Source organism: Nostoc sp. (genome assembly GCF_036917635.1).
Lineage (GTDB): Bacteria > Cyanobacteriota > Cyanobacteriia > Cyanobacteriales > Nostocaceae > Nostoc.
This window is the reverse complement of sequence record NZ_JBALCW010000018.1, coordinates 33,816-59,846: the sequence shown is the minus strand read 5'-3', so window position 1 is coordinate 59,846 and position 26,031 is coordinate 33,816. Positions and strand designations below refer to the sequence as shown.

Sequence of the window (26,031 nt, the reverse complement as noted above, 5' to 3'; positions counted from 1 at the left end):
AAGTATCTGAGGTTACACTGAGTTGGCCACAAATTTGAGATTTTGGATTTTGCAAAAAGTTGTAAGGAGGGTTTCCCCACCTAGCAAACTTTTCAAGACGGATTTTAGATTAAAAGAGCTTTTTGGCAAATGCCGCCAAAAAGTGGGACAAACAAATCTAAAAACCTCAAGGACTCGTTAAGACTTTGCGATCGTAAATCTAAATAAGAGAGCGAAGTACCCTAATTGTCTGTTTTAATCCAAAATCATAAATTTAAAATCCAAAATCGGTTGACCGCACATTTATTTCTTGTTGTAGAAAAATGATGAGAATACTATGTAAAAAGAAAAAACTGTTCGTTGCAAACAGTTTAGCGGTCAATTGCAGTAAGAAACTAGAATTTTGGTTCCGAATCTCCATCTACCTATTCCCATGAGAATCCTCAAGATCCAGACCTTACGCGGCCCAAACTATTGGAGCATTCGACGCCACAAGCTGATCGTCATGCGCCTCGATTTAGAAAACCTTGCCGAGACGCCCTCGAATGAAATCCCTGGCTTTTATGAAGGACTAGTTGAGGCGTTGCCAAGTCTGGAGGGTCATTATTGTTCTCCTGGCTGTCGTGGTGGTTTTCTGATGCGAGTCAAAGAAGGCACTATGATTGGTCATATCGTAGAACACGTAGCCCTAGAACTCCAGGAATTAGCTGGTATGCATGTTGGCTTTGGTCGCACCCGCGAAACTGCCACACCCGGAATTTATCAAGTAGTAATCGAGTACCAGAATGAGGAAGCGGGACGCTACGCTGGACGAGCCGCAGTCCGGCTGTGCCAGAGTATCGTTGATCGAGGCCGTTATCCTAAAGCAGAACTAGAGCAAGATATCCAAGACCTGAAAGACTTCACCCGTGATGCTTCTTTGGGTCCCTCGACTGAAGCGATTATCAAAGAAGCAGAAAAAAAAGGTATTCCCTGGATGTCTCTGGAAGCCCGCTTTTTAATTCAACTGGGCTACGGCGTGAATCAGAAGCGGATGCAGGCCACAATGACGGACAACACCAGCATTCTGGGTGTAGAACTAGCTTGCGATAAAGAAGCCACTAAACGCATCCTCGCGGCCGCTGGTGCGCCAGTACCAAGAGGTACAGTGATCAACTTCTTAGACGATTTGGAACAAGCCCTTGAATTGGTTGGCGGCTATCCCATCGTCATCAAGCCCGTGGATGGTAATCATGGACGCGGCATCACCATTGATATTAGAACTTGGGAAGAAGCTGAAGCCGGATACGAAGCTGCTAGACAGGTTTCTCGGTCAATTATTGTCGAAAGATATTACGTTGGGCGTGACCACAGGGTACTAGTGGTAAATGGCAAAGTAGTAGCAGTAGCCGAACGCGTTCCGGCTCATGTAATTGGCAATGGCAGATCCACTATCGCCGAACTGATTGAGGAAACAAACCTTGACCCAAATCGCGGTGAAGGACATGATAACGTCCTAACCAAGATTGAACTAGACCGCACCAGCTACCAACTATTAGAAAGGCAAGGCTATACCCTAAATAGTGTGCCACCCAAAGGCACTATCTCTTATCTCAGAGCAACGGCAAACTTAAGTACAGGTGGTAGCGCCGTAGACCGTACCGATGAAATTCACCCCGAAAACCGTTGGTTAGCAGAACGGGTAGTCAAAATTATCGGTTTGGATATCGCCGGACTCGATATTGTCACGACGGATATTAGCCGTCCTCTGCGGGAAGTTGATGGCGTAATTGTCGAAGTTAACGCCGCTCCTGGCTTCCGAATGCATGTTGCCCCAAGTGTGGGCATCCCCCGCAACGTTGCTGGCGCAGTGATGGATATGCTGTTTCCCAACGAGCAATCTGGCCAAATTCCCATCCTTAGTATTACTGGTACTAACGGCAAAACTACTACAACTCGACTACTAGCACATATTTATAAACAGACTGGTAAAGTAGTTGGTTATACTACTACCGATGGAACATATATCGGTGATTACTTAGTAGAAGCTGGCGATAACACAGGTCCCCAAAGCGCCCACCTCATCCTCCAAGATCCCACAGTAGAAGTAGCGGTATTAGAAACGGCTCGCGGTGGCATTCTCCGCTCGGGATTGGGCTTTGAAGCAGCAAATGTAGGAGTTGTCTTGAATGTAGCTTCCGACCACTTAGGAATAGGCGATATAGATACCATTGAGCAGTTAGCTAACCTCAAGAGTGTAGTAGCGGAAGCCGTATTCCCCGATGGCTACGCGGTACTTAATGCCGACGATCGCCGCGTCGCCGCCATGTCAGAAAAAACTAAGGCTAATATTGCTTACTTCACAATGAACCCCGACTCGGAATTGGTGCGAAAGCACATCCAAAAGGGCGGAGTAGCAGCAGTATATGAAAATGGCTATTTGTCAATTGTTAAAGGTGACTGGACACACCGGATAGAAAGAGCAGAAAATATACCTTTAACAATGGGCGGGCGGGCGCCGTTTATGATTGCCAACGCTTTAGCAGGAAGTTTGGCAGCATTCGTGCAAAACGTCACAATTGAGCAGATTCGGGCTGGTTTGAAGACCTTCCGGGCTTCAGTTAGTCAAACGCCAGGACGGATGAATTTATTTAATTTAGGGAACTACCACGCTTTAGTAGATTATGCCCACAACGCAGCCAGTTACGAAGCTGTAGGTTCCTTTGTGCAAAATTGGACTACAGGGCAACGGATTGGCGTAATTGGTGGGCCAGGCGATCGCCGCGACGAAGACTTTGTTACATTGGGCAAATTAGCAGCACAAATTTTTGATTACATCATCGTCAAAGAAGACGATGACACCCGCGGACGCCTACGGGGTTCAGCCGCCCAGTTGATTATTCAAGGCATCAACGAAGTTAAGCCTGATAGCCGCTATGAATCAATTCTGGATGAAACCCAAGCGATCAATAAAGGCTTAGACATGGCTCCTGATAACAGTCTGGTGGTAATCTTACCAGAAAGCGTTACACGAGCTATTAAGTTAATTAAGCTGCGTGGTTTAGCAAAGGAAGAGACACACCAACAAAATCCCAGCACAACTCTCATCGATTCCCAAAATGGAATAGCACCTTCTTCTGTTGTTAATACCCTGCTGTAGTCAGGAGAAAACCGTGCTGGCTCCCCAAGGCACAGCCTCCTCCTGTCTTTTGTATTCTGACTACTTTAATTACTGTTTTTCTTGTTCCGAATTGGTTTCGTCACTGGGAGTTTTCATCTCCTCCTTAAAACCTCGTAGGGTTTTGCCCAGTGCGGTTCCCAGTTCGGGAATTTTTTTTGGGCCAAAAATTAGAACAGCGACTATGGTAATTACAGCTATTTCTGGCCATCCCAGTCCAAACATATAAATTTCCTCTAAGGCATCTGTAATTAAATATAGACATTGATGGCTCAAATCCGATGAGTTCGCCATTGATAAGCGCTCTATCCTCTTGCAGAAACAGGGTATAAATAAATTCAAATTACGGACTTCCAAGAAATAAATTATTCCAATAAACGAACCACAAAGCCACAGAGAACGCAGAGAGAAGAAATAGAGAGAGTTTTTGCGTCAGTTTTGGAACATTTATTTTATTTGGAAGTCCCTTAGTAGTCTGTCAAGCTAGTAGTCTGTCCCAAAAGTTTTCAGAGGTTCGTGGTGTTCAGATCCCCGACTTCTTGAAGAAGTCGGGGATCTCGCAGCCTCGCAAAATTAATGGGACAGGCCACTAGTAGATATTTTCTTCCCCTGCTTCCCCTACTCTCCCGACTCCCTCATACTTATGATGGTTGACTCAGAGTAGCCTGATATCTTTATACTCATTTCATGCAGCTATCAAAGGCGAAATCATCAGGGACATTGTTCGCGAAATATTAAGACGAATCTGGGCAGAGGAGGGTCACTGCTTTTTCCTAGCATTTAATGCTGAGTAAAAACAACCTTGGTCTGTTAATTGGGAAGTATATGAGCAGTTTCGAGGAACTGAGTCAGAAAACTTTGAATAAAGTTCATAAAACCCATGAAATAACTTAGCAAAAAGGAGATCATCTGTGATTAAGAGTCTTGGATACGCAGCCCAAAGTGCAACTACACCACTGGGCTTGTTGACTTTTGAGCGGCGATCGCTAGGGTCGCACGACGTACAAATTGAGATCCTTTACTGTGGCGTGTGTCACTCGGATCTGCATACAGTCGCTAATGAATGGAAAAACACGGTTTACCCTGTCGTACCTGGACATGAAATCGTTGGTCGTGTAGTGAAGATTGGTGAGCAGGTTTCCAAGTTCAAGGTAGGCGAGGTTGCAGGCGTTGGTTGTATGGTCGATTCTTGTCGCACCTGTCCAAACTGTCGTGAGAGTTTTGAGCAGTACTGTGATAACGAAATTATCTTCACTTACAACAGCCCAGAGAAGCAGACAGGGAAAATGACTTATGGGGGTTATTCAAACCAGATAGTCGTGGATGAAAATTACGTGCTACGGGTTTCGGAAAAGCTGGATCTCGCTGGCGTCGCCCCCCTGTTGTGCGCGGGGATCACAACATACTCGCCTTTGCGCTACTGGAAAGTTGGCAAAGGCGATAAGGTGGGTATTGTCGGGCTTGGTGGGTTGGGACACATGGGGCTAAAATTAGCCCACGCTTTTGGTGCTTACACTGTGCTGTTCACAACATCGTCAGGGAAGACCGAAGATGCCAAGCGGCTCGGAGCGGATGAGGTTGTTATTTCAAAAAACAGCGATGAGATGAACAAGCATATCAACAGCTTCGACTTCATTCTCAACACGGTTTCGGTATCGCACAACCTGGATGCATACACTGAGTTGCTTAAGCGTGGTGGTACCATGTGCTTGCTTGGTGTACCGGAAAATCCGCACCCATCACCCAACATCGGTAACTTGATTTTTAAGCGCCGAGTAATTGCCGGTTCGCTGATCGGCGGGATTCAGGAGACACAAGAAATGCTCGACTTTTGCGCTGAACACAATATCGTCAGTGACATCGAACTTATCCCGATTCAGAAGATCAATCAAGCATACGAGCGGATGCTCAAAAGTGATGTAAAGTACCGCTTTGTGATTGACATGGCATCGCTGAAGGAAGAATGATAGTAAAAAAATGCCATTGTCGCTTTTGATGAAAAGTCCTGAATCCTTTGCCTTTGTTTAGAGTGTAAGAAAAACGAATCAAAAAAGTCTGAGCGTTGGTTTTCGGCGCTCAGACTTTTTAATTAAGAATTAAATGATTAGCTCAACTAACTTCCCATTGGATTGGTAATTGGCAAACCTAACCACTCACTTAATTCATGAGCTAACCATTCAAGTTCTACTTCGGATTTAATACCGACATCGTTTCCACTAATCTGATATTTTTGTAATCCTGAGTAAATATATAATTGTGCTGGAACGGCAATTCTAGTGTCTTCAGAGCCTTTAGTAAAGTGTTTTGGAATGTAAACCAACTTATTAACACTTTGCCTTGAGGATGGCCGGGGACGCTCAAACTTCCAACTAAACAACTCCCAGGTTAGGGTAATTTGTTTGGGATTCAGGCGTAAGTAGATGCGTCCAAACAAATTAAAGATAAATTTATACATCATCAGAGAGCCAGCACCCCAAAAAGGAAGTGAGAACAAGGCAAAGGGGATGTTGGCAGGAAAAGGGACTATTGAGAGTGCGCCAATTGTCCAAAATAGGATAAATGAATTCCAGGCGATCGCAAATAAACCTGTGAATACTATTGATGGATGAAAACCAGATGGTGGAATGATAATTTCGAGAGAATCCCAATTTTTGGTTAGTTGAATCTTACTCCCGTCTGGTTTGCTAACAACTAAAGCAGGTAATGTCGCTTGTGGTTTGTCTAAAGCTGCGATTGCTTGGGTCGCAGAACTAAAACGCCCTTCTAAACTGGGTTCAATCATCCACTTTAGCCAATTGCTAAAGCTGGGACTCACATTAGCCGCTTGTTCAAACTGAATGCGAAAATCCTTTTGGGGTAAATCGGCTGGGTGATTACCCGTCATTAAATAAATTAAGGTTGCGCCTAAACTATAAAGGTCAGATGCTGCAACAGTACGTCCGCCAAATTGCTCTGGTGGCATATAGCCATAAGTTCCTACCACAGTTCTTGTCCCGGTTTCTGTGGCGAGGACTGTCTGCACTGAGCCAAAATCTACTAAATAAACTTGACCAACACTATTACCAGAACGCTCCCCCAATAAAATATTGCTAGGCTTAATATCACGGTGAATTACAGGTGGATACAGCCCATGTAGGTAAATAAGAATCTCTAAAAGCGCTTTGGCTATCTGTTTGATTTCAGCTTCTGTAAAAGTTCGCCCACTTTGTAAATATTGCTCTAAAGTTTTTGCTCTTATATAAGTTTGTACCAGCGCAAATCCTTTAATAGTTGGTAAATTTACCTCAAAATAGTTTAAATACTGAGGAATTAAGGGATGTGACAAAGATTTTAAAGTTTCAGCTTCCCGCTCAAACAGCTTTAAATCATCCCATTCAAAATCACCACCAAAAGAGAGTAACTTGATGACAACTAATTCCTGAGTTTGCAAATCACGAGCTAACAAAGTCCGCCGCCCTGCTTTTTTTCCTAGTAGCTGCTGAACTTCGTAGCGTAGACGCCCAGCGTCTTGTCCTCGGACATCGCCTAGTATTTCGCCAATCATTATGGTTTCTTCTAATGCTACGGTTGAAAAGTTTTTAGAGCTTATAGCTTTTCAATTTGGCAAATGTATCTCTTTAGTATAATTGCGTAGTTCTATGCCCTCCCAACTTTGGCCTTATATTACCCCAGGTATTCCCGATGAATTGTTTGAACATTTGCCAGGAATTCCCCTGAGTCAGCGAGAAGTCCGACTGCTGTTAATTGCCCAACTGCGACTAAAATCAGATTCTGTGTTGTGGGATATTGGCGCAGGGACAGGTACAATTCCGGTAGAAGTGGGGCTATTGTGTCCAGACGGAAAGATTATCGCTATAGAAAGGGATGAAGAAGTAGCTAATCTGATCAAGCGTAACTGCGATCGCTTTGATGTGAAAAACGTCGAAGTAATTGAAGGTAGCGCCCCAGAGTGTTTACATAACCTCAAGGTTACACCTCACCGCGTTTGTATTGAGGGAGGACGCCCCATTCAAGAGATTTTGCAAGCAGCATGGCATTATTTGCCCCCATCCGGTCGGGTTGTAGCCACAGCTGCTAATCTAGAAAGTCTGTATGCTATTTCCCAGAGCTTTTCTCTGTTAAGAGCTAGAAATATCGAAGTCGTCCAGTCCGCGGTTAACCGCTTAGAGACGCGTGGCTTTTCTCAAACCTTTACCGCCGTTGATCCCATTTTTATCCTCAGTGGTGAGAAACTAGACTAAATCCAAAAGATTTTAGATTTTAGATTTTAGATTTTAGATTGGGGATTTAGGTGATATGTCATCAGAAACCAAGCCACAATTACCAATCCCTAATCTCGAATACCTAATCTCTAATCCAAAATCCAAAATCCAAAATCCAAAATACTTTTATGCCTTGGTCTCGGATTATTAGTGGAATTGTTGCGATCGCTCTTGCTCTTTCTGCAACCCTTTTGGGGGGTTGGTACTTTACCATCATTTTTGCGGTTATCATCTTTTTGGGTCAACAGGAATATTTTAATTTGGTGCGAACCAGAGGTATCGCTCCCGCTGCTAAAACCACAATGTTGGCTAGTCAAATTTTGCTGGTAATTTGTACTCTTGATGGCAGTTTAGCTGACGCTGTAATGCCAATTGCTGGCACACTTATTTGTTTTTACCTGCTATTTCAGCCCAAATTTGCCACGATCGCTGATGTTTCCGCTTCTATTATGGGGCTATTTTACGTAGGTTATTTGCCGAGTTACTGGGTGCGCTTACGAGCAATTGATACTGCTGCTTTTAGCAATCTTCCTTTCGGAGGTTATTGGCCTACAACCTGGACAGATTTCTGGGAAAAGGCAAATTCTGCTTCATTACCACAAGGTTTTACAACAACACTGCTAACTTTTTTGTGTATTTGGGCGGCCGATATCGGCGCTTACACTATTGGCAAATTCTTTGGGAAAACCCGTCTGTCTGATATTAGCCCGAAAAAAACTGTAGAAGGTGCTGTCTTTGGCATTACTTCAAGTGTTGCTGTAGCGATCGCAGGAGCCTATTATTTACATTTGCCCAGATCCCCCTTCACTGGTTTAGCATTGGGTTTACTGATTGGCATTGCTAGCCTTTTGGGGGATCTTACCGAGTCTATGCTCAAGCGAGATGCTGGAGTCAAAGATTCTGGGCAGTTAATCCCCGGTCACGGTGGTATTTTAGACCGTACTGATAGTTATATTTTCACTGCTCCTTTGGTATATTATTTTGTGACACTACTGTTGCCGCTACTGTAGCGGTTTTCACGTGAGAGTTAAAGTATTGCATTGACCCACATCCCGCCCAGAACTTAACTTCTGGGCTAATAGCGAAAGTCCACTTAAGTGGACTAAACAATAATTTTAGTCCTCTCAAGAGGACTTTCGCTATAAGCAAGAGGAATTCCCCAGGCGCGATCGCAACGAAGCGAGGAATCGTCCGCCTGAGAGGTGCTATATCATTTAAAATAATGTATTAGCATTTTTATAATTAATCATCAAGGGTTAACGTTAATCCGCCCACGACACACTAGCTTGCCTGGGATCAGCGTTAGTTCTTGGATATCGACATCTGAGCCAAGATGCAAATTGTACTCATGATTGTCCTCGATATCTCCCTGGTCGGGCAAGATTTTTATATGTGCCAGTTGCAACTCATGTCCACTGAGTAACTGTAAGCTTAGACAAATCTCTAGAGGTGTTGTTTCACTATTGGTTACTCTCAGACCTCGCAGTATAATTTGGTTGTTCTCAAGGATAACTTCTTGCCAATTTATTGGTTGTGACTTTGGGCAATGTGTTGGTAAAACCTTAACCAATAGATCGCTCAAAGCAGTCGATAATAAATCAGATGAGAGAGAAGCATTAAGATCCTTCTCGTCTACGATCAAATCGCCAACCACTGGTACTATTTCTAACAGTTTTAGCGGTTTTCCCTTGAGTACCGAGCCGATGTTTATCCGAATATTTTCCGCTATTAATTTAATTTGTGTAATCAGGAGACCTTGATAAATTGCATCAGTAGCAAAAATAGATACCGACGGGATACGCCCAGAGAGAATTTGGCGATCGCTCGCTTTAATCTCCACTTCTAATTCCGATATTTGGCTGACTTGCGCTCTCAACCAGAGCTTTAGGGCTGTTGTGAGTACTTGCGTAATTATGCGGATTTTATTTGTATTTGTTGTTTGGAAATTTTGCTCTGGCATCTAACCAATCTGTTTATGAGTATTTGCTTAACAACCGAACATAAATTAAATAAGTCTTAAATGTAACATTTATGCCTACTCCCTACAAAATGCAAATATCATTTAATTGTTAACAGGAAATAAGCAATTCCAGATGGAGGTACGGTTACAAAAAATTATCGCTCAATGGGGTATCGCCTCACGTCGTGAAGCCGAAGAAATGATTAGGCACTCACGGGTGCGGATCAATGGGGTATTGGCACATTTAGGTCAAAAAGTTGATCCCGAAAAAGATGCGATCGCAATTGATGGTAAGCCTGTATCTAAAAAGCAGCGTCCGGCTTTAATATATTTATTGCTGCACAAACCAAGGGGTGTGGTTTCGACTTGCTACGACCCTCAGCGCAGACCAACAGTATTGGATCTACTATCGAAAGAATTACGGGAGGGTACAGGTATTCACCCAGTTGGGCGTTTAGATGCAGATTCTACAGGAGCATTAATCTTGACCAATGACGGAAATCTGACATTTGGACTAACCCATCCTCGCCACAGTATTTCCAAAACATATCGTGTTTTGGTAGAAGGACACCCTCCAGAAGCAGTATTGAAAATGTGGCGTCAGGGTGTGATGTTAGAGGGTAGAAAAACCAGACCCGCTAAGGTACATCTAATAGAACATCGTGCCGAACAAAGCTTTTTAGAAATAGTCTTGCAGGAGGGAAGAAATCGCCAAATTCGCCGGATAGCTCAACAGTTAGGATACCCAGTAATCAAGCTGCATCGGACTGCTATCGGCCTAATTCAATTACAAACTTCAAAAGAACCTTTTTTGTCAGAGGGTAAATATCGTTCCCTCAAAGACCATGAAATTCACTTTTTGCAAGATCAGATAACCCAACCTAATTATTGATTCTGTGGAGTTAAGGAGTGTCAGTAGGCATGAAATGGCTAAGAAAGAAAAATAATTTGCAGCCATCACTTTCATTAGAGCAACAACGAACCGAAAAGTTGGCAGAAATGGGCGCTCAACTTTGGGCATTGCGTCAAGAACAGGGATTATCTCTAGAGCAAATGGTTGCATTAACTAGGATTCCCCGGCGATTATTGCAGGCGATCGAAGAAGGTAATTTAAACGATCTGCCAGAACCAGTTTATATACAGGGTTTAATCAGGCAATTTGCCGACGCACTAGGCTTGAATGGAGTAGAATTTTCTGGCACTTTTCCGATTAGTTCTGCACAAGTGAACCCTCAAGGTACAGGGAATAATTCCCCCCTCGATCAACTACGTCCGATTCATCTTTACTTTCTTTACATATTGCTAATTGTATGCTCGGTAAATGGCTTATCTCAGTTATTAAATAACGCGGTATTACAAGCAACTACAAGTAATAGTCAAAATCAGCCATCTCCAAAACACAAGTCCATTGTTAAACCAGAAATAGCCCAAATAAAAGAGTCAGTGGAGGTTCAATCAGTTAACCATACCCTTAGCGCCGGACAACAGGGAAAGGCTGTACAGATTGGTGTCACTTTAAAAGCGTCATCTTGGATTCGCGTAGTAGCCGATGGCAAAACCGAGTTTGAGGGTACTCTCCCAGAGGGAACTCACCGGATTTGGAAAGCCCAAGAGCAACTCACTGTGAAAACTGATAATGCTGGTGGCGTGTTAATGAGCATCAATCAAGAGAAAGCCAAGGAAATGGGAGAACCAGGGAAAGAGGAAGAAGTTAGAATTGCTGCAAAACCTAAGTTTTGAGATGAGGGGGATAAGGAGGCATTGACTCCCCCTGCCCCCTGCAAGAACTGCCTCACTGCGCTTCCCGGGCGCGTCCATTCAGTCTGGTAAGAACTTTCAAGCGATCGCCTAATTCTTGTGTCAAAGCTCCTGGTTGATAGCGCCACTCCCAGTTACCCTCAGCAAGACTAGGAAAATTCATCCGCGCTTCGTTTCCTAATCCCAAAACATCTTGCAAGGGAATAATCGCTTGGTTAGCTATGGAACTTAAAGCTAGGCGAATTAAATCCCAATGGATGCCCTCAGAGCTGATAGAACCTAAATAAAGCAATAGGTTTTGCTTTTCGTTGTCGTTGGCTGAATTAAACCAGCCTACAGTTGTGTCGTTATCGTGAGTGCCGGTATAAACTACAGCATTGCGCGGGTAATTGAATGGTAAAAACGGATTACCGGGATCGGAACCAAAGGCAAACTGCAAAACCTTCATCCCAGGAAATTCATACTTATCTCGCAGCGCTTCTACCTCTGGTGTTATTACTCCCAAATCTTCCGCCAAGACGGGTAGCTTGCCCAACTTCTGCCTAATCGCTTCAAAAAAAGCATCACCAGGCGCTTCCACCCATTTGCCATTCATGGCAGTTTCTTCGCCTTTGGGTACTGACCAATAAGCCTCGAAGCCCCGGAAGTGGTCAATGCGAATTATATCTACATAATCCAGCATTGCCTCAAAGCGCTGTACCCACCATTTAAAGTCTTGTTTTTGCAATTCCTCCCAGTTATAAACCGGGTTGCCCCACAATTGACCGGTGGCGCTAAAATAATCTGGTGGAACTCCTGCCATTTGGGCAGCAACTCCTGTCTCTTCGTCTAAACAAAAGATGTCGGGATGCGCCCACACGTCGGCACTATCATGAGATACATAGATGGGGATATCGCCGATAATGTCAATGCCGCGCATATTGGCATAGCTTTTCACCTCTGACCACTGCCGGAAAAATTCAAATTGGACGAACTTGTAATAAAAAATCTCGCCATTGAGCCGATCCTTTACCTGAGCTAATGCTTCGGGTTCGCGCTTAACAAATTCTGGCTCCCATGTATGCCAGCTTGCATTTTCGTGAGCATCTTTCAGCGCCATAAATAAGGCGTAATTATCTAGCCAATAGGCTTTACTGTCGCAAAAACCTGCAAACTCGTTTTTTTGGATGTCGGTAGCATTCAGTTTAAAGTTTTCACAGGCTTTTTTGAGTAGCCCAATCTTAATCGGTACAACCTGGTCAAAGTCTACCTTTTCTACCGGAAATCCTGGTAAGTTAGCAAAGTCTTCTTCACTTAGCAAACCCTCATCTCGCAGTTTTTCTGGGCTAACCAGCAAGGGATTTCCCGCCATTGCCGAGTAGCACATATAGGGGGAATTACCGTATCCAGTGGGGCCTAAGGGTAGAACTTGCCAATATTGTTGATGAGTATCATTAAGAAAATCGATGAAGCGATAGGCTTCTAAGCCTAAATCTCCAACGCCAAATCGGCTCGGAAAGGAGGTAGGATGCAACAAAATACCACTGGATCTAGGAAAAGGCATATTTAACCTGAATTATGAGAGGGAGCAATTATCTGATGGACACGCTGATCGCCCAAGGGGCAGTAGCAAAGCCAATCGCATCGAATTTATCACGGAACAGTATTTGCAGAGGAAATCAAGTAAACTCATTTTGATTGTCCTTTGTCTTTAGTTGTAACTAATGACAAATGACTAATGACCAATGACTAATAACTATGACTTACCGAAATCCTGCACCAACAGTTGATATCATCATTGAACTAGTAGATCGACCTCATCGGCCAATAGTGTTAATTGAAAGACATAATCTACCCTTAGGTTGGGCTATTCCTGGTGGTTTTGTAGATTATGGCGAAGCAGTGGAAGTGGCGGCGCGACGAGAAGCTGAGGAAGAAACGGGTTTACAGGTGGAGTTAGTTGAACAATTACTTGTGTATTCTGACCCCGATCGCGATCCGCGTCAGCATACCATTAGTATTGTGTTTTTGGCGACAGCTACGGGTGAACCTGTGGCTGGGGATGATGCTAAAGGTGTAGGAGTTTTTGAGTATTGGCGTGTGCCTAGTAATTTATGTTTTGACCACGATCGCATTTTGCGGGATTATTGGCGATATCGGCATTATGGGATACGTCCCAGGTTAGGGTAGAGGGACGAACCGCAAAGTACGCTTTGCGCCGCAATGGGAAGAAAGAAAAAAGAGATATATAATAGACATCTCCAAAAATTAAATATGCGTTATTCAGAACCCATGTAGAGACGCGAAATTTCGCGTCTCTACATTCTTTTTCGGAGATGTCTAATTTTCACAAATGATTTAGGACTGCTATATCTATAGATATCGCCTTGATCAGGAGAAAATTTAGTTATTGGTGCAAGGCGATGTCTCTGGGTAATATGCAATGAAAGTTTGATTATCGGAAATTAAAGGGTTTAAGACCCCAACCATTACATGTAGCACTCATTTTAGTGGGGGTTTAAATCCCTGTCTAAAATGTTTGAATTTTGAATTTTGAATTATTATTTATTATTTGTTGCTGTAGTTGTTTTCGGTCTGACGATAATAAAAAATGCGAGCAAACTAAAAAATAACATTTGCCAAGTCACCAAATTCCAGCCACCAAAATTCCAGCATAATAGACCAATGCTAGTACCTATAGAACCGCCGATAAAATAGGTAGTCATGTAAACTGTATTAATGCGACTATTCGATTGAGCATCAAGAGTGTATATTCTTGCAACATTAGTAACTTGGGTTGCCTGTACACCTACATCTAGTAATAATACAGCAAGTGCGATCGCCAGTGCTGAATTAGAAGCAATTTTAGCAATTACTAAACTTACAATCACCATCGATACAGCAAGAGTCAAGGAACGTTGGGAGTTACCTTGATCGGCTAGTTTACCAAAAATTGGTGCCATCAATGCACCTGCGATCGCTACAAAGCCATACATCCCAATTTTGTCAGATTGAAAATTAAAAGGCGCTCCGCTTAAATGGAAAGTCAGGGTTGTCCAAAATGAGCAAAAGACACCAAACAATAACCCGCTAATTAAAGACGCTTCTCTTAATAATGAAAAACGTTTTAATTGGTGAAGTGTTGATTTTAATAATTCCAAATAGTAACCATCAAATTGATTTTTAACATTAGGCAAATATATATTTAGCAAGACAATAACAATTAAAATCATTCCTGCCGAAAATCCATATACATAACGCCAGCTCAACCATTCAGCAATATATCCACTAAAAACCCTTGCTCCTAAAACTCCAATCAATATACCAGTAAAAATATTACCTACTGTTTGTCCTGTAGTTACTCTATCTATACTTGCTGCTAAAGGAAGAATAATCTGAGCGGAGACTGTCGCAATCCCAATTGCTACGCTCAATATCCAAACTTCGATGATATTTTGTGAAAACGTTATACCTATTAACAAACAGAACAAACATGCCAATAAGCAAAGAATTAATTTTTTCTTGTTGATTTTATCGCCCAAGGGGATTAAAAAGAAAAGCCCAATACCATAACCAACTTGCGTAAGCACAGATATGCTACCCGCTTCGCCTTCACTGACTCGAAAAGATGATGCAATATCTTTGAGGATTGGCTGATTATAATAAACGTTAGCAACACAGACACCAGATGCGATCGCCATTATCACTACTTGGACTTTAGTTAATGTGTTACTTAAGATTTTTTTTTCCATTCAACCTAAAATTTATAGAGGAAAAAACTGGTTTACAGTACAGCTAAAACCAGGTAATAGGGGAGAAATTATATTATCGCTACTAAATAAGGTTTCTACCAATTTAAGTTGATTTTGTTCGCGTCGATAAACCTCTAGTTTATGCGATCGCCAATCAGCAATGCAATATTCTTTTACTCCTCTAGAAGAATAAAGTTTAAGTTTAGCTTCTTTATCCCGTCTTTCGTCTGACTTGCTAAGAGATAAAACTTCAACTACTAAATCTGGTGCACCAGTTAAATGTCCCGCTTCATCCAATGTTATCGCCAAGGTTTCCTTTGTAACCCAAACCACGTCAGGAATCACATTATCTGATTCTGAAAACAAAACGCCGGGGTTGATTACAGCTTCTCCTAAACCAGTAGACTCTGACCAAATGTTAAGCTGTTGGAAAATGATGCCACAAGTTTGCTGATGTTTAAAGTGAGGTGCCCTGGTCATAAATAATTCTCCATCAACTATCTCGTAGCGTGTCCCTTCATTTTCTGGTAAAAGTTCCACATCGTGAGTTGTCCAGCGTACTCCTGTATTAAGGGTCTGACTCATCGGTTAACTCCTTTAATTTTGCTCTTGTATTTTAATCATAAAAGGATATTTGAAAATTCACAAAGTATACTAGACAGGACTATTTTTTCTAGACGGAAACTGCCCAAAAAGGCTTAGACATCCATATATTTGAGATTAGAAAAAACTTGGAGGTTAAATCATGCCTTGGAAAATAACTGCTGAGGAGTTGTTGACTCGGTATGCTCATGGAGAGCGAAACTTTGCTGGGATTGAGTTGATTCAATCTGAGGGTGTTCCCCTCGACAGTTCGATTGACCTCGAAGGCGCTATTTTGAGAGATATCAACTTGCGCGGAGCCTATTTGAGACAAGCCGATTTGTGTGGAGCCGATTTGACTGGAGCCGATTTGTTTGGTGTTTCCTTGGAAGGCGCTTGGTTGAAACGTGCTATTGTCAGGGATGCTAATTTGTATTCCGCCAACTTGAGTTGGTGTGATTTGACTGAAGCCGATTTGCGGGGAACCAACTTGAATCATATAAACGCTAGTCGTGCTACCTTCTGTGGAGCTAACATCGGTGGTTTTTCCTACGCTATTTTGGCTCATGCTAACTTTCGTTCGGCTGACGTTTCGCAGATCAATATTTGTAGGTTCGGTAATTTAATTTGGAAGACCACAATGCCCGATGGGACTATTAAAGGCGGCCCATTTTTCGGAGAGTTTTAATTCATCCTCAGATGCAGCCATAAGGGGGGCATTCGGAAGAAGTTAAGCTAATGAGCATTTAAGTTGCATAACACCAGGGCTGAAGCCCTTACTACAAGCGAATCAGTCTGGAAAAATGAATGACGATTAGCTTAAGAGGATGTTTGAAAAGCTAATTTTTATGTATCCTGGCGATTATAAATCACGGCTATACACACGAAACCCACGGGCGTGGGTTTGAAACCCTTGATTTTATGTTAGTCCACCTACGTGGACTAAGCTTTTTATAGGAGCGAATTATATTCATCCAATACTTTTAAAACACCTTCTAAAATTCAATCATCACTTGCGATTTTCACGCCGCCACTTAGCCCGTACTAAACGAATTTCATCAAAAGTGTAGCTTTCACCTAGTTGTTCTTTGATGGGAGTGAGGGAAATATCACCGAGTACTTCTAAAACTTGCCAAATTTTTTGTTGATGTTCTAGAGGTATTAATTGATTTAAATCAACTGGCTGATTTAAACCAATTAGTTTTTCTAGATGATTGGTAACTGTTGCCGGGCTTAGGTTGCGTTTTTGGGCAATTTGAGGGATATTTAAACCTTGTTGATGCAATTGTAATGTCTGTAATTCGGTGTAAGAAGATGAGTTTGAAGAAGATAGGGAAGCGGAAGTGACAGATTTATTTTGCAAACCTTTTTCTTGGCGGTAGGCGCGAATTTCTGTAATAAACTTTTCGCCATATTGAGCGAGTTTATGACTACCTACACCAGAGAGTTTGGCAAATTCAACTAAGTTTTGGGGTTGTACCTGTACCATCACCTTTAAAGTGGAATCGTGGAAGATTACGTAAGGTGGTACAGATTGCTCATCAGCTAATTGTTTACGGAGCGATCGCAACTTTTGTAATAATACCTCTGCTTCTTCTGCTTTTTCACTCCCCTGTTCCCAGGTTATCTTTTGGACTGTGGTTACAGCTAGGGAAACTGTGCGTTGTTTTCGCATTACTTCCCAACTCAGGGGGTTTAGCTTTAAAACTGAGTAACCATCGCTAGTTTGTTCTATTAACCCTTGATGTAAAAGCGATCGCCCCAACATTCGCCATTCATCTAGAGTTCTATCTTTACCAATACCATAAGTAGAAAGTTTATCGTGTTCGTACTGGATAATTTTGTCTTTTTTTGCTCCACGCAACACATCAATTATGTGCAGCATCCCAAACCTTTCTTTGCAACGCGCCACACAAGATAAAAACTTCATAGCTTCAATTGTCCAATCTTGCATCGGTTTGGGATGACGACAATTGTCACAGTTACCGCAATTCCCAGGAAACCTTTCTCCAAAATAACCCAGTTGAATTGTTCGCCGACAATCAGTGCCTTCAGCGTAATCGATCATCTGGCGTAGTTGTTGTTTGGCAATCAACTGTTCTTGAGGATCAGTTTTTTGATCGATACTCCATTCAATTGTTTTAACATCACCAAAGCTGAAAAATATCGTACATCGAGATGGTTCTCCATCTCTACCGGCTCGACCCGATTCTTGATAATAACTTTCTATATTTCTGGGCATATCAAAGTGAACTACCAGCCGCACATCGGGTTTATTAATTCCCATCCCAAAGGCGACTGTTGCCACCATTACCCGGACATCATCTCGAATAAATCGCGTTTGATTACTACTACGTTCCTCATCAGTTAATCCGGCGTGATAAGGCAGAACAACAACTTTATCATTTTGCAGTTTAAAAGTGAGTTCATCAACTTTTTTACGAGTTAAAGAATAAATAATTGTCGAACCTTCAGTTTCTCGAATTAGTTCTAATAACTCAGCGTAAGCATATTTAGTTTTAGGACGAACATCGTAATAAAGATTTTCTCGGTTAAAACTAGCAAGATGGATGCTTGGTTGCTTTAGTCCTAATTGTTGAATGATATCACTACGGACGCGATCGGTTGCTGTGGCGGTGAGGGCGACGGTAGGAATATCAGGATAGCGTTTCCTGAGAGATTTTAACTGGCGATATTCTGGACGAAAATCGTGTCCCCATTCCGAAACACAGTGCGCTTCATCAATAGCAAAGCTAGAAATACCGATTTTTTCTTTAACTAAATCGAGAAACGGGAGAAACCTTTCACTTAGCAAGCGTTCCGGGGCGACGTATAGTAATTTTACTTTACCTGTGAGGATGGCTTCTTCGCGCGATCGCACCTGGTAAGGATTCAAACTGCTATTGAGAAATGTCGCGTTAATATTATTATTTCGCAGTGCTTCTACTTGGTCTTGCATCAAAGCAATTAACGGCGACACTACCACAGTTAGTCCATTTTTTAACAATGCTGGTAGCTGAAAGCACAGAGATTTTCCCCCACCAGTCGGCATCACAACCATTAAATCTCGATTTTGCAGCGCATCTTCGATAATTTGCCGTTGTCCGGGGCGGAATCTGTCGTAACCGAAGTGATATTTTAGCGCTTGTTCGAGATGGGGATACTGAAGCATAGCGATCGCTTTTTCCGAGGCTGTCTGCGTGAGTAGTTATTGAAGATATCAGGATTTTAACTCACATCACTGGCAGTGTTGGGAAGGGCTGCATTAATGAGCGTGCGCGCTGCGTCTACGCACTATTGCTCTGACTTTTAGCTCAATTAATGCTATAATAAGTAGAAATTTCTCACTTTAGAGATGCACGTAATCAGCAAAGTGAAATTGCGGGCATTCTGGGTTCAACACGCTGATTCTGAAGATGCTCTAAATGACTGGTATAAGTTTGCATCTATTGCGAACTGGTCTAATTTAGTAGATGTTCAAAAAAGATATCCAAAGGCAGAAGCGGTTGGGAACTTTACAGTGTTTAACATCAAAGGTAATAACTATCGTTTGATTGTAGACATTAAATATTCTAGTCAGACAATTTTTATTAAATACGTTCTTACCCATCCTGAATATGATAAAGAAAGGTGGAAAGATGACCCCTACTTCTAGTCAACAAACCTACACTGACTTACTAATTCAGTATCAGCCTAAACCAATTAAAACAGAACAGGACTATAACAAAGCTTTAACAGTAGTAGAAGGGATGATGTCTGGTGAGTTGACAGAGGCTGAAACTGCGCTTTTTGAGTTGTTGGTTCTTCTGATTGAGAATTACGAGTTACTTCATTATTCGATGGGTGAATCAAAACCTGTGGCTACTTTAGAATCCCTCATGCATGAGTTTGATGTGGAACCAACTTCTTTAGTCGGGGTTTTTGGCTCTGTTAAGATTGTTAAGGAAGTGCTTAATGGTCAACGGAAAGTTAGCCAATCTGAAGCTGAGTCACTAGCTAAGTTTTTTAATGACCATTATTCTGGGCTTTCTGTAACGGCTCTTGACTTTTAAATTTTTAAGACAGTCGCTACACAATCGGCATCGCACTACTTTAACCAACATAATCTAAAAGCCTTTATCATGGAATCATGCTGAAGTAAAAGTAGGTAGATCGCAAACAAGTTGAAAACATTATGGACAACAACAATAAACAATTTAATTTTTAATTAACATCGCAAAAATTAAAATCTCAAACTCGCCTCAGCATCTACCTAACCGAGGAGTTACAGTTATTACTTTCCCTTGATGCCCTATTTGGGTACATTTTAACTGTGATTCTAAAGCATCAATTTTTCGTAAAAGCGACACTCCCCAGACTATAGAAATCACCAACTTGATTGTCATACCTACGAGAAAAAGTGTGACTATTGTAGCAGTTTTCTTTTGTTGAATCAGCCTTTTTTGTTGTTCTTCAAGTCGTGCTTCAACTTCTTTGGCGCGTTCTGCTTCTAAGGCTTGCTGCATTTCTCGCCGATCTAATTCTTCACTAGCAGCTAAAAATCGATAATCTAAATTGCTCAAGCTTTTACCATTTGCCCAAGTTTGAGCATCAATTAAGGCTTGTCCCCGCAATAGGCGAGATTCATCCTTTTGATTAGAGGCTATCCAGGCATTGAAGGTTTCGTAGTAGGGACGTAAATAAGCTAATTTTTTTCCAACCCATTCTAAATTGAAAACTTCTTGATAAATTCGGTTTTTGATTTCTAGAACACCTTGCTTTTTGATTACCAAACCAGACAGCAACAGTTCTACCTGTTCTCGGCTATCGTCGGCTGGTACTTTCACTCCTTGGAGAATTTGTTGATAAATTCCCAGCAATCTGGCGGCAATTTGTTCGTTTGAAAGGATGCGATCGCGAATTGTCCGTAAATGCTCTGGTTCATCTTGTGATTCCCATTTTTCGATGATATGCGATCGCACCACATTTTCTATCCAAAATTCTTCTGCGCCAGGGGGGATTTTTAGCATTCTACCCAGATCATTTTGAGATAAACTGACAATTAGCCGACACAGCTTTTGAGTAAGAAATGGTTGTCCTTCTGTCCAAGCTAATACTTCTTTTAAAACTTTCTGGGGATGATTATCTTTAATATTCAGTCCCAAAGATAAGGGTTCCGCTTCTTCAAATGTGAATCCATTTATTTGGATGGCTTTACCAATATTAAACGGGGTAGTATTATTTCGATATCGAATTAAGTCTGAAGGTGTCGCAACACCGAAAATTGCAAATGTAATCCGATGATATTCTGGATCAATTGCTCGTTGGTTATAACAGAAGCGAATCAAGCTAAAAAAGTCATCAACAGAGAAATTGAGACCGAGAATACTATCAATTTCATCAATAAAAATAAATAGTCTTTCGTTAGGAAACTGAGCTAACAGAATTTCCGAAATAAATCGGCTAAATTTCTGAACTAAAGAAATATCATTTTGTTCTTGCCACCAGGTTTTTAAATTGACTTTACCTAACAGTTTAAAGCCTAACCATAAATCACCTACCACTCCCTTATACCACTGCTCTGGAGTTATATTTTCACAACCAATATTAGTCATATCAACGGTGGCACATTTAAAGCCCTCCTGTTGAAAGCGATGCTTTGTTTTTACCATAAGTGAAGATTTGCCCATTTGCCTACTGCTGAGGATGTAGCAAAATTCTCCCTGCTTCAAGGCTTCGTAAAGTTCCACATCTGCTCTGCGCTCAACATAGCTAGGAGCGTCAGTTGTCAGGGTTCCACCAACTTGATATCGATAATTGTTCATCTGATTTAAAATTTTAAATTTGTTCTCATTTTTAATAAATGAATCTGGATCAAAATAAGTGAAAAAATTCATATTAAACCTCATCTAAGTTGAGAACCGTAGTTTTTGCCCTCACCCTAAATCCCTCTCCCAGATATGGGAGAGGGACTTTGAAATTCTGGCTCCCCGAATCCCAAAATTGGGATTCGGGGTTGGGGGATGAGGGCAAATCCTTTTCATCACTGAAGAACTACAGGTTTCAAGATAGACGCGGTTTAAGAACGAGAACAAGTATTTTGATTATTTATCTTGCAACATATCAGAACTATTATTACCCTGAGCGTCTTAGTTGTTGGCTAAAATAAAATCGGTATAACTCACACATTACGTTGGCTTGATTGCCGTTTAGTTGAACCAAACCCATACTTTCTAGCTTGTAAGCAGCGATCGCGTCTAGCTCCACTTTTTCATCTGTTGCGATTACCTTTTCCATAGCTAACATTAATTCTGGTTCTTTTTGCAGCAAGCTCAACAGTTCTCGTAAATGCTGACTGTAAATTCCTACTTGTGTAGATGCGCTTTCTACTAACACCTCTAATGTTATTTCTTCATGACATAGATGATAAAGCGCAAGGCTCACCAAATAGGGATGTCCTCCTACCATTGCTTGTAAGGGTACAAGGCGTTTTGCCCCTTCGGAGTCTGCTGCCCAATGTAGCCCGTAAGCTAATGCTAATTTCTGTACCTGATTCAGGGTAAACGGCGGTAGCGTAATTGTTATGCCGACATTGAAAGGCGATTGGTTTAGCTTGAGTGGAATATAAATTTCTGTAGTGTGAACTACCACCATTCGGAGTTTTTGCCAGATTTGATCCTGCTTTGCTTGTTCGTGCCAAAATCGCAGCATTGGTAGAAAGTCTTGGGCAATATTGGGATGTTCAAAAACTCGATGGACTTCATTCAAAGCCAAAACTACAGGACTTTGCTCAATGTATTGCAGCAGATATGCTTCAAAATAGATTTTGCAGCTTACCTTGCTGCCCATTTCCGTATCCCAAAAATCATCTAGAGAGGGAAAGAGATTTAATTGCCTGCTGACATAGACACAAAACCAACGCAAAAATTTATCCAGAGAAGCAAAAATATCTTCGTCAGCTTCTTGAAAGTCCAAATAGACAATTTGATAACCTTGCTCTCTAGCATAAGCAATCATCCGGTTTAGCAGTGAACTTTTTCCCGTTTTTCTAGGTGCTTTGATTCGGATTAAGCAACCAGGGTGTAAAATCTCGTTGCAAACGAGTTCTTCTAGAGGAGGGCGATTGATGTAAAGAGGAGAACCTAGTGGTACAGGGCCGCTGGGAAATTCGATCTGGCTTGCTGACAAGTCTCTTGACATTTCTAAGCTAGATTCTTGCTCTAACTTTTCTTGGGTCTGATTCTCCCGATCGCCTATCTTCTCTTGAAGGTATTTCTCCAAGGCTAAATGCAGATTTTTTTTCGTTATTTTTTTTCCAAGTGCAACAGAAAGGTCTTGCCACAACTCAGAGCCAACTTCCTTGATGTAATTGTTGCGGTAGCCTGATACCTCTGCCATTTCATCATAAGTTTTGCCCAACCATGATTGAGAGAGTACAAACCATTGAATTGAAGCAAGAGGCTTATTTTGCAAAATTCTTTCTACTGCTTGCAGAATATCTTCCACGGATATTAATATTAAAGGTTAAACAGTTAGTAGAGGTATTTATCGATTTTGGTCTAGTAATAATATACAACCGATTAACAATTCAAATTTCAAATTTCAAAATTAAATAAAATTCTGGGTTCTTAACAAATAGAAAAATGGGGATTTAGAGACATTACTTCTTCAGTGCCAGAGTCAAGCCATCTGCGATCGCTACTAAACTAAGACTAACTCGCGGGTCTTGATGGAGCTTTTGATTAAAGGCACGAATCTTTTTAGTTCTATTATCTTGCACTTCGGGGTTGGCAACCTTACCTGACCAGAGGACATTATCGATCGCAATCAGTCCTCCCGGACGCACTAATTGTAGCAAACGCTCATAATAACCATCATAGTTGCTCTTATCTGCATCGATGAAAGCAAAATCAAAGGTTTCAGCTTCTTTGGTTGCCAGTAGCCGATCCAAAGTCTCCAAAGCTGGGGCAATGTGCAGTTGAATTTTATCTGCTACTCCAGCTTGCTGCCAATAGCGCCGAGCGATCGTTGTAAATTCATCGCTAATATCACAGGCTACCACTTTACCGTCCCTCGGTAGCGCCAATGCCACCACCAGGGAACTATAACCTGTAAATACTCCAATTTCCAAAGTTTTCTTAGCTCCCAACAATTGCACCAATAACGCCAAAAATTGCCCCTGTTCAGGAGCAATCTGCATTCTCCCTATTGGATACTGGGCTGTTTCCTGTCTCAGTTGAGTTAAAATCTCTGGTTCTCGCAAAGAGACTGATAGTAAATAGTCATAGAGGTTTTGTTCGAGTCCTAGTGTTTGAGTTGTCATAAGATTGGGGATTCGTGGGCGAGTCTTTGATACTCGTGGATGACTATTTCTGCTCTCTCTGTGTTCTCCGTGTCTAATAAGGTTCGTTTATTTGAATAATTTATTTCTTGGAAGTCCCTTAATTCCAGTTCCCCCCTTTTTTAAGGGGAGCGACTGGCGTGGGTTAGGGGGGATCGATAAGTGCCTAAAATCACAGTAAACTACTTTTAAAACAACCTTTAAAATTACAATCTACTTTTACATTGCTCATGATGCATATAGATAACTCTAAAGTGCAGATTGTAATTATTGCGCCAAAAGCGATCGCACATTCTATATATAGCGGTTCCCATTCAGATGCGGTACAACATTCTATCGCCAGGTGTAGGGGCATGGCAGTGCCATGCCCCTACCGATGTACCTCACATAAACGAGAACCGCTATATGTAGAGATATTGCATACCAACCCTTTGTTTAAGTTACTTGCCTAAACCCTTCTAAAATAAAAACTATTGTAGGGAAATTTTATTACTAAACTTGTTTTTATTCTGGGAGGTATGATGAGCCGTCCAATAATTCTTGGTATTGTAGGCGACAGCGCTGCTGGGAAAACAACACTAACGCGAGGAATCGCTCAGGTACTCGGCCCAGAAAATGTGACGCTGATATGCACAGATGATTATCACCGTTACGATCGCAAAGAACGTGCAGATATTGGGATCACCGCTCTCCACCCGGACTGCAACCACCTAGATATTATGCAGCAACACCTGTCGTTGCTACGCACAGGACAGCCAATTCTCAAACCAGTTTACAGCCATAAAACCGGCACATTCGAGCCACCGCAGTATATCAAGCCCAATAAATTCGTGATTATTGAGGGATTACTCGGTTATTCAACCCGTGCTGCCCGTGATTCTTACGACGTTAAAGTTTACCTTGCACCCCCGGAACCACTACGCGCTAAGTGGAAAGTTAAGCGGGATACCCAAAAGCGGGGCTACACAGATGAACAGGTATTAGCAGAATTAGAAAAGCGTGAACCAGACTCAGCACAATTTATTCGTCCGCAGCGACAATGGTCTGATATAGTCATTAGTTTCTATCCACCCACCGAGGAAGCTGATGAAACCAATGGACATTTAAATGTGCGTTTGGTACTACGTCCGACAATTCCCCACCCAGATTTTACCCCGATTATCAACTCTAGCGATGGTAATTCCTCTTCAGCGATCCGCCTGGGGCTAGACAGGGATATGAGTAAGCCTGTGGATGTCTTAGAAGTTGATGGCCATGCAACCTTAGAACAGGTGAATAAGCTAGAGCATATTATTTGTTCTGATATGCCCCATTTGCGAAGTATTTGCGATCGCGAAAGTAATCCCGAACTGGGTAAAATTGCTGGTACAACTGGGGAAACACTGCAAAGTTATCCTCTTGCTCTCACCCAGCTAATTATTACCTACCACATGCTCAAAGCAACGCAAATTTATCAATAAAGAAGTGAAGATGAAGGGGTTTAATGGGTTTGCGATCGCCTATAGTGTTGGGCTGCTGAATTGGGCGATGCCTACGGCGGTAAACTACGCACTTTGCTAACGGCTAATCTTCAGGTAGAGATTTGCTTGTGAATGTAGTCCAATAGTTCTCCAACAGTGCAAGCTACAGGATCTGAATCACCGAAATAATCATTGCTATATGACGGAGGCCATTTTTTAACTGACCCTAATATGTCCTCAGGTATTTCAATATTAAAATCAAACGCCTCTTCAAGTGCCATTGCAAGCTCAACGGTATCAAGCTCATCTGCCCCTAAATCGTTACAGATGTGACTAGTCAAATGTACTTTATCCAACTCAACGCTCAACTGTTCACTGACTATATCTAGAACTTTAACAAAAAGATCGGACATACTCTTGTCTCTACCGGACTCATCAAACTTTTTAGCTAACTCAGTCAATCGATTTTGACTGCGATTCTCTGCCTCTGTCGCTTGTTGATGCCTGCGATTCTCTGCCTCTGTCGCTTGTTGAGCTTCTTGTGCCACTCGTCGAGCTTCCTCAACTTTTTGGTACTGTAAGTGCTTGTAGGCAGCTGCCTTCTCAGTCGCTAGGTGCATTTTCAAGACTTCGATATAGGAGTTTAATATATCACGCACTAGAGAAAATTCAACCTTGTGTCCGCTATCGCTATAAATTTTTGTAGCTATCTTCCAGACAGTCTCATCGTGTTTGGACACTAGGGAATTTAAACCCTCTTCTGTAACTGATACAGTTTTATCTAAATAAGTGTTGATTACTTTTTTCAGGATGTCTAACTCA

General features: G+C 41.9%; 21 protein-coding genes and 1 pseudogene. 11 read left to right on the top strand and 11 right to left on the bottom strand.

All coding sequences use genetic code 11. The features are described from left to right. Positions 1-412 precede the first annotated feature (412 nt). Complete coding sequence (gene cphA, locus V7K32_RS04385) at positions 413-3,118, top strand: cyanophycin synthetase (RefSeq protein ID WP_334990789.1); 2,706 nt, start codon at positions 413-415, stop codon at positions 3,116-3,118. Positions 3,119-3,187: 69 nt separating this feature from the next. Here cphA and tatA read toward each other — a convergent pair whose 3' ends face one another. After that, positions 3,188-3,361, bottom strand: coding sequence for a twin-arginine translocase TatA/TatE family subunit (gene tatA / locus V7K32_RS04380; protein WP_190894808.1), 174 nt, complete (start codon positions 3,359-3,361; stop codon positions 3,188-3,190). 686 nt (positions 3,362-4,047) lie between these two features. On the opposite strand from tatA, the gene V7K32_RS04375 reads away from it, so the two are divergent. After that, the gene (locus tag V7K32_RS04375) at positions 4,048-5,103 is read left to right on the top strand and encodes an NAD(P)-dependent alcohol dehydrogenase (RefSeq protein ID WP_334990679.1); all 1,056 of its coding nucleotides are present in this window, start codon (positions 4,048-4,050) and stop codon (positions 5,101-5,103) included. 146 nt (positions 5,104-5,249) lie between these two features. Here V7K32_RS04375 and V7K32_RS04370 read toward each other — a convergent pair whose 3' ends face one another. Further along, positions 5,250-6,680 (bottom strand): serine/threonine protein kinase, encoded by a 1,431-nt coding sequence (locus V7K32_RS04370; RefSeq protein ID WP_334990677.1) that lies wholly within the window; start codon positions 6,678-6,680, stop codon positions 5,250-5,252. 94 nt (positions 6,681-6,774) lie between these two features. Between V7K32_RS04370 and cbiT the strand changes: the two genes are divergently transcribed. Next, positions 6,775-7,377: a precorrin-6Y C5,15-methyltransferase subunit CbiT gene (gene cbiT / locus V7K32_RS04365; protein ID WP_334990675.1), complete on the top strand. Its 603-nt coding sequence runs from the start codon at positions 6,775-6,777 to the stop codon at positions 7,375-7,377. A 149-nt stretch (positions 7,378-7,526) separates the two neighbouring features. Beyond that, complete coding sequence (locus V7K32_RS04360; protein WP_334990673.1) at positions 7,527-8,408, top strand: phosphatidate cytidylyltransferase; 882 nt, start codon at positions 7,527-7,529, stop codon at positions 8,406-8,408. A 239-nt stretch (positions 8,409-8,647) separates the two neighbouring features. Here the strand turns inward: V7K32_RS04360 and V7K32_RS04355 are convergent, their stop codons facing one another. Further along, on the bottom strand, positions 8,648-9,358 hold the full coding sequence (locus V7K32_RS04355; protein WP_334990671.1) for an LmeA family phospholipid-binding protein: 711 nt from the start codon (positions 9,356-9,358) through the stop codon (positions 8,648-8,650). A 133-nt stretch (positions 9,359-9,491) separates the two neighbouring features. On the opposite strand from V7K32_RS04355, the gene V7K32_RS04350 reads away from it, so the two are divergent. Continuing rightward, the gene (locus V7K32_RS04350) at positions 9,492-10,250 is read left to right on the top strand and encodes a pseudouridine synthase (RefSeq protein ID WP_334990669.1); all 759 of its coding nucleotides are present in this window, start codon (positions 9,492-9,494) and stop codon (positions 10,248-10,250) included. Between the two features lie 29 nt (positions 10,251-10,279). After that, on the top strand, positions 10,280-11,098 hold the full coding sequence (locus V7K32_RS04345; protein ID WP_334990667.1) for a helix-turn-helix domain-containing protein: 819 nt from the start codon (positions 10,280-10,282) through the stop codon (positions 11,096-11,098). Positions 11,099-11,150: 52 nt separating this feature from the next. Here the strand turns inward: V7K32_RS04345 and malQ are convergent, their stop codons facing one another. After that, on the bottom strand, positions 11,151-12,659 hold the full coding sequence (gene malQ / locus V7K32_RS04340) for a 4-alpha-glucanotransferase (protein ID WP_334990665.1): 1,509 nt from the start codon (positions 12,657-12,659) through the stop codon (positions 11,151-11,153). Between the two features lie 194 nt (positions 12,660-12,853). Between malQ and V7K32_RS04335 the strand changes: the two genes are divergently transcribed. Then, complete coding sequence (locus tag V7K32_RS04335) at positions 12,854-13,285, top strand: NUDIX hydrolase (protein WP_334990663.1); 432 nt, start codon at positions 12,854-12,856, stop codon at positions 13,283-13,285. A gap of 371 nt (positions 13,286-13,656) precedes the next feature. Here V7K32_RS04335 and V7K32_RS04330 read toward each other — a convergent pair whose 3' ends face one another. Together V7K32_RS04330 and V7K32_RS04325 are read right to left on the bottom strand one after the other, a co-directional pair. Continuing rightward, positions 13,657-14,847: an MFS transporter gene (locus tag V7K32_RS04330; RefSeq protein ID WP_334990661.1), complete on the bottom strand. Its 1,191-nt coding sequence runs from the start codon at positions 14,845-14,847 to the stop codon at positions 13,657-13,659. Between the two features lie 12 nt (positions 14,848-14,859). Then, positions 14,860-15,432 carry a Uma2 family endonuclease gene (locus tag V7K32_RS04325; protein ID WP_334990659.1) on the bottom strand — a complete coding sequence of 191 codons (573 nt, stop codon included), beginning with the start codon at positions 15,430-15,432 and terminating at the stop codon, positions 14,860-14,862. Between the two features lie 160 nt (positions 15,433-15,592). Here V7K32_RS04325 and V7K32_RS04320 point away from each other — a divergent pair, with 160 nt between their 5' ends. Next, positions 15,593-16,117 (top strand): pentapeptide repeat-containing protein, encoded by a 525-nt coding sequence (locus V7K32_RS04320; protein WP_334990657.1) that lies wholly within the window; start codon positions 15,593-15,595, stop codon positions 16,115-16,117. Positions 16,118-16,438: 321 nt separating this feature from the next. On the opposite strand, the gene recQ is transcribed toward V7K32_RS04320, so the two are convergent. Continuing rightward, a complete protein-coding gene (recQ, locus tag V7K32_RS04315; protein ID WP_334990655.1) occupies positions 16,439-18,601 on the bottom strand; it encodes a DNA helicase RecQ in 2,163 nt (720 codons plus the stop codon). Positions 18,602-18,784: 183 nt separating this feature from the next. Between recQ and V7K32_RS04310 the strand changes: the two genes are divergently transcribed. Together V7K32_RS04310 and V7K32_RS04305 are read left to right on the top strand one after the other, a co-directional pair. Next, complete coding sequence (locus V7K32_RS04310; RefSeq protein WP_334990653.1) at positions 18,785-19,084, top strand: type II toxin-antitoxin system HigB family toxin; 300 nt, start codon at positions 18,785-18,787, stop codon at positions 19,082-19,084. After that, complete coding sequence (locus tag V7K32_RS04305; protein WP_334990651.1) at positions 19,068-19,481, top strand: helix-turn-helix domain-containing protein; 414 nt, start codon at positions 19,068-19,070, stop codon at positions 19,479-19,481. Before V7K32_RS04310 ends, V7K32_RS04305 begins: the two co-directional genes overlap by 17 nt. Before the next feature lie 189 nt (positions 19,482-19,670). Here the strand turns inward: V7K32_RS04305 and V7K32_RS04300 are convergent, their stop codons facing one another. The 3 genes from V7K32_RS04300 to V7K32_RS04290 all read right to left on the bottom strand — a co-directional run bounded on the left by V7K32_RS04300 (position 19,671) and on the right by V7K32_RS04290 (position 23,731). After that, positions 19,671-21,233: an AAA-like domain-containing protein gene (locus V7K32_RS04300; RefSeq protein WP_334990649.1), complete on the bottom strand. Its 1,563-nt coding sequence runs from the start codon at positions 21,231-21,233 to the stop codon at positions 19,671-19,673. Between the two features lie 310 nt (positions 21,234-21,543). After that, positions 21,544-22,914: an AAA-like domain-containing protein gene (locus tag V7K32_RS04295; RefSeq protein ID WP_334990647.1), complete on the bottom strand. Its 1,371-nt coding sequence runs from the start codon at positions 22,912-22,914 to the stop codon at positions 21,544-21,546. A gap of 154 nt (positions 22,915-23,068) precedes the next feature. Continuing rightward, positions 23,069-23,731 carry a class I SAM-dependent methyltransferase gene (locus V7K32_RS04290; RefSeq protein ID WP_334990645.1) on the bottom strand — a complete coding sequence of 221 codons (663 nt, stop codon included), beginning with the start codon at positions 23,729-23,731 and terminating at the stop codon, positions 23,069-23,071. Positions 23,732-24,270: 539 nt separating this feature from the next. Here V7K32_RS04290 and V7K32_RS04285 point away from each other — a divergent pair. Next, a complete protein-coding gene (locus V7K32_RS04285; RefSeq protein WP_334990787.1) occupies positions 24,271-25,209 on the top strand; it encodes a phosphoribulokinase in 939 nt (312 codons plus the stop codon). 235 nt (positions 25,210-25,444) lie between these two features. On the opposite strand, the pseudogene V7K32_RS28660 reads toward V7K32_RS04285, so the two are convergent. Then, positions 25,445-25,622 (bottom strand): annotated as a pseudogene (locus V7K32_RS28660) (phosphopantetheine-binding protein); the annotation flags it as partial. Positions 25,623-26,031: the final 409 nt, after the last annotated feature.

Excerpts from the sequence above, each read along its gene's own strand:
- cphA (WP_334990789.1), top strand. The coding sequence starts at position 413 with ATGAGAATCCTCAAGATCCAGACCTTACGCGGCCCAAACTATTGGAGC.
- tatA (WP_190894808.1), bottom strand. The coding sequence starts at position 3,361 with ATGTTTGGACTGGGATGGCCAGAAATAGCTGTAATTACCATAGTCGCT.
- V7K32_RS04370 (WP_334990677.1), bottom strand. The coding sequence starts at position 6,680 with ATGATTGGCGAAATACTAGGCGATGTCCGAGGACAAGACGCTGGGCGT.
- cbiT (WP_334990675.1), top strand. The coding sequence starts at position 6,775 with ATGCCCTCCCAACTTTGGCCTTATATTACCCCAGGTATTCCCGATGAA.
- V7K32_RS04360 (WP_334990673.1), top strand. The coding sequence starts at position 7,527 with ATGCCTTGGTCTCGGATTATTAGTGGAATTGTTGCGATCGCTCTTGCT.
- V7K32_RS04355 (WP_334990671.1), bottom strand. The coding sequence starts at position 9,358 with ATGCCAGAGCAAAATTTCCAAACAACAAATACAAATAAAATCCGCATA.
- V7K32_RS04350 (WP_334990669.1), top strand. The coding sequence starts at position 9,492 with ATGGAGGTACGGTTACAAAAAATTATCGCTCAATGGGGTATCGCCTCA.
- V7K32_RS04345 (WP_334990667.1), top strand. The coding sequence starts at position 10,280 with ATGAAATGGCTAAGAAAGAAAAATAATTTGCAGCCATCACTTTCATTA.
- malQ (WP_334990665.1), bottom strand. The coding sequence starts at position 12,659 with ATGCCTTTTCCTAGATCCAGTGGTATTTTGTTGCATCCTACCTCCTTT.
- V7K32_RS04335 (WP_334990663.1), top strand. The coding sequence starts at position 12,854 with ATGACTTACCGAAATCCTGCACCAACAGTTGATATCATCATTGAACTA.
- V7K32_RS04330 (WP_334990661.1), bottom strand. The coding sequence starts at position 14,847 with ATGGAAAAAAAAATCTTAAGTAACACATTAACTAAAGTCCAAGTAGTG.
- V7K32_RS04325 (WP_334990659.1), bottom strand. The coding sequence starts at position 15,432 with ATGAGTCAGACCCTTAATACAGGAGTACGCTGGACAACTCACGATGTG.
- V7K32_RS04320 (WP_334990657.1), top strand. The coding sequence starts at position 15,593 with ATGCCTTGGAAAATAACTGCTGAGGAGTTGTTGACTCGGTATGCTCAT.
- recQ (WP_334990655.1), bottom strand. The coding sequence starts at position 18,601 with ATGCTTCAGTATCCCCATCTCGAACAAGCGCTAAAATATCACTTCGGT.
- V7K32_RS04310 (WP_334990653.1), top strand. The coding sequence starts at position 18,785 with ATGCACGTAATCAGCAAAGTGAAATTGCGGGCATTCTGGGTTCAACAC.
- V7K32_RS04305 (WP_334990651.1), top strand. The coding sequence starts at position 19,068 with ATGACCCCTACTTCTAGTCAACAAACCTACACTGACTTACTAATTCAG.
- V7K32_RS04300 (WP_334990649.1), bottom strand. The coding sequence starts at position 21,233 with ATGAACAATTATCGATATCAAGTTGGTGGAACCCTGACAACTGACGCT.
- V7K32_RS04290 (WP_334990645.1), bottom strand. The coding sequence starts at position 23,731 with ATGACAACTCAAACACTAGGACTCGAACAAAACCTCTATGACTATTTA.
- V7K32_RS04285 (WP_334990787.1), top strand. The coding sequence starts at position 24,271 with ATGAGCCGTCCAATAATTCTTGGTATTGTAGGCGACAGCGCTGCTGGG.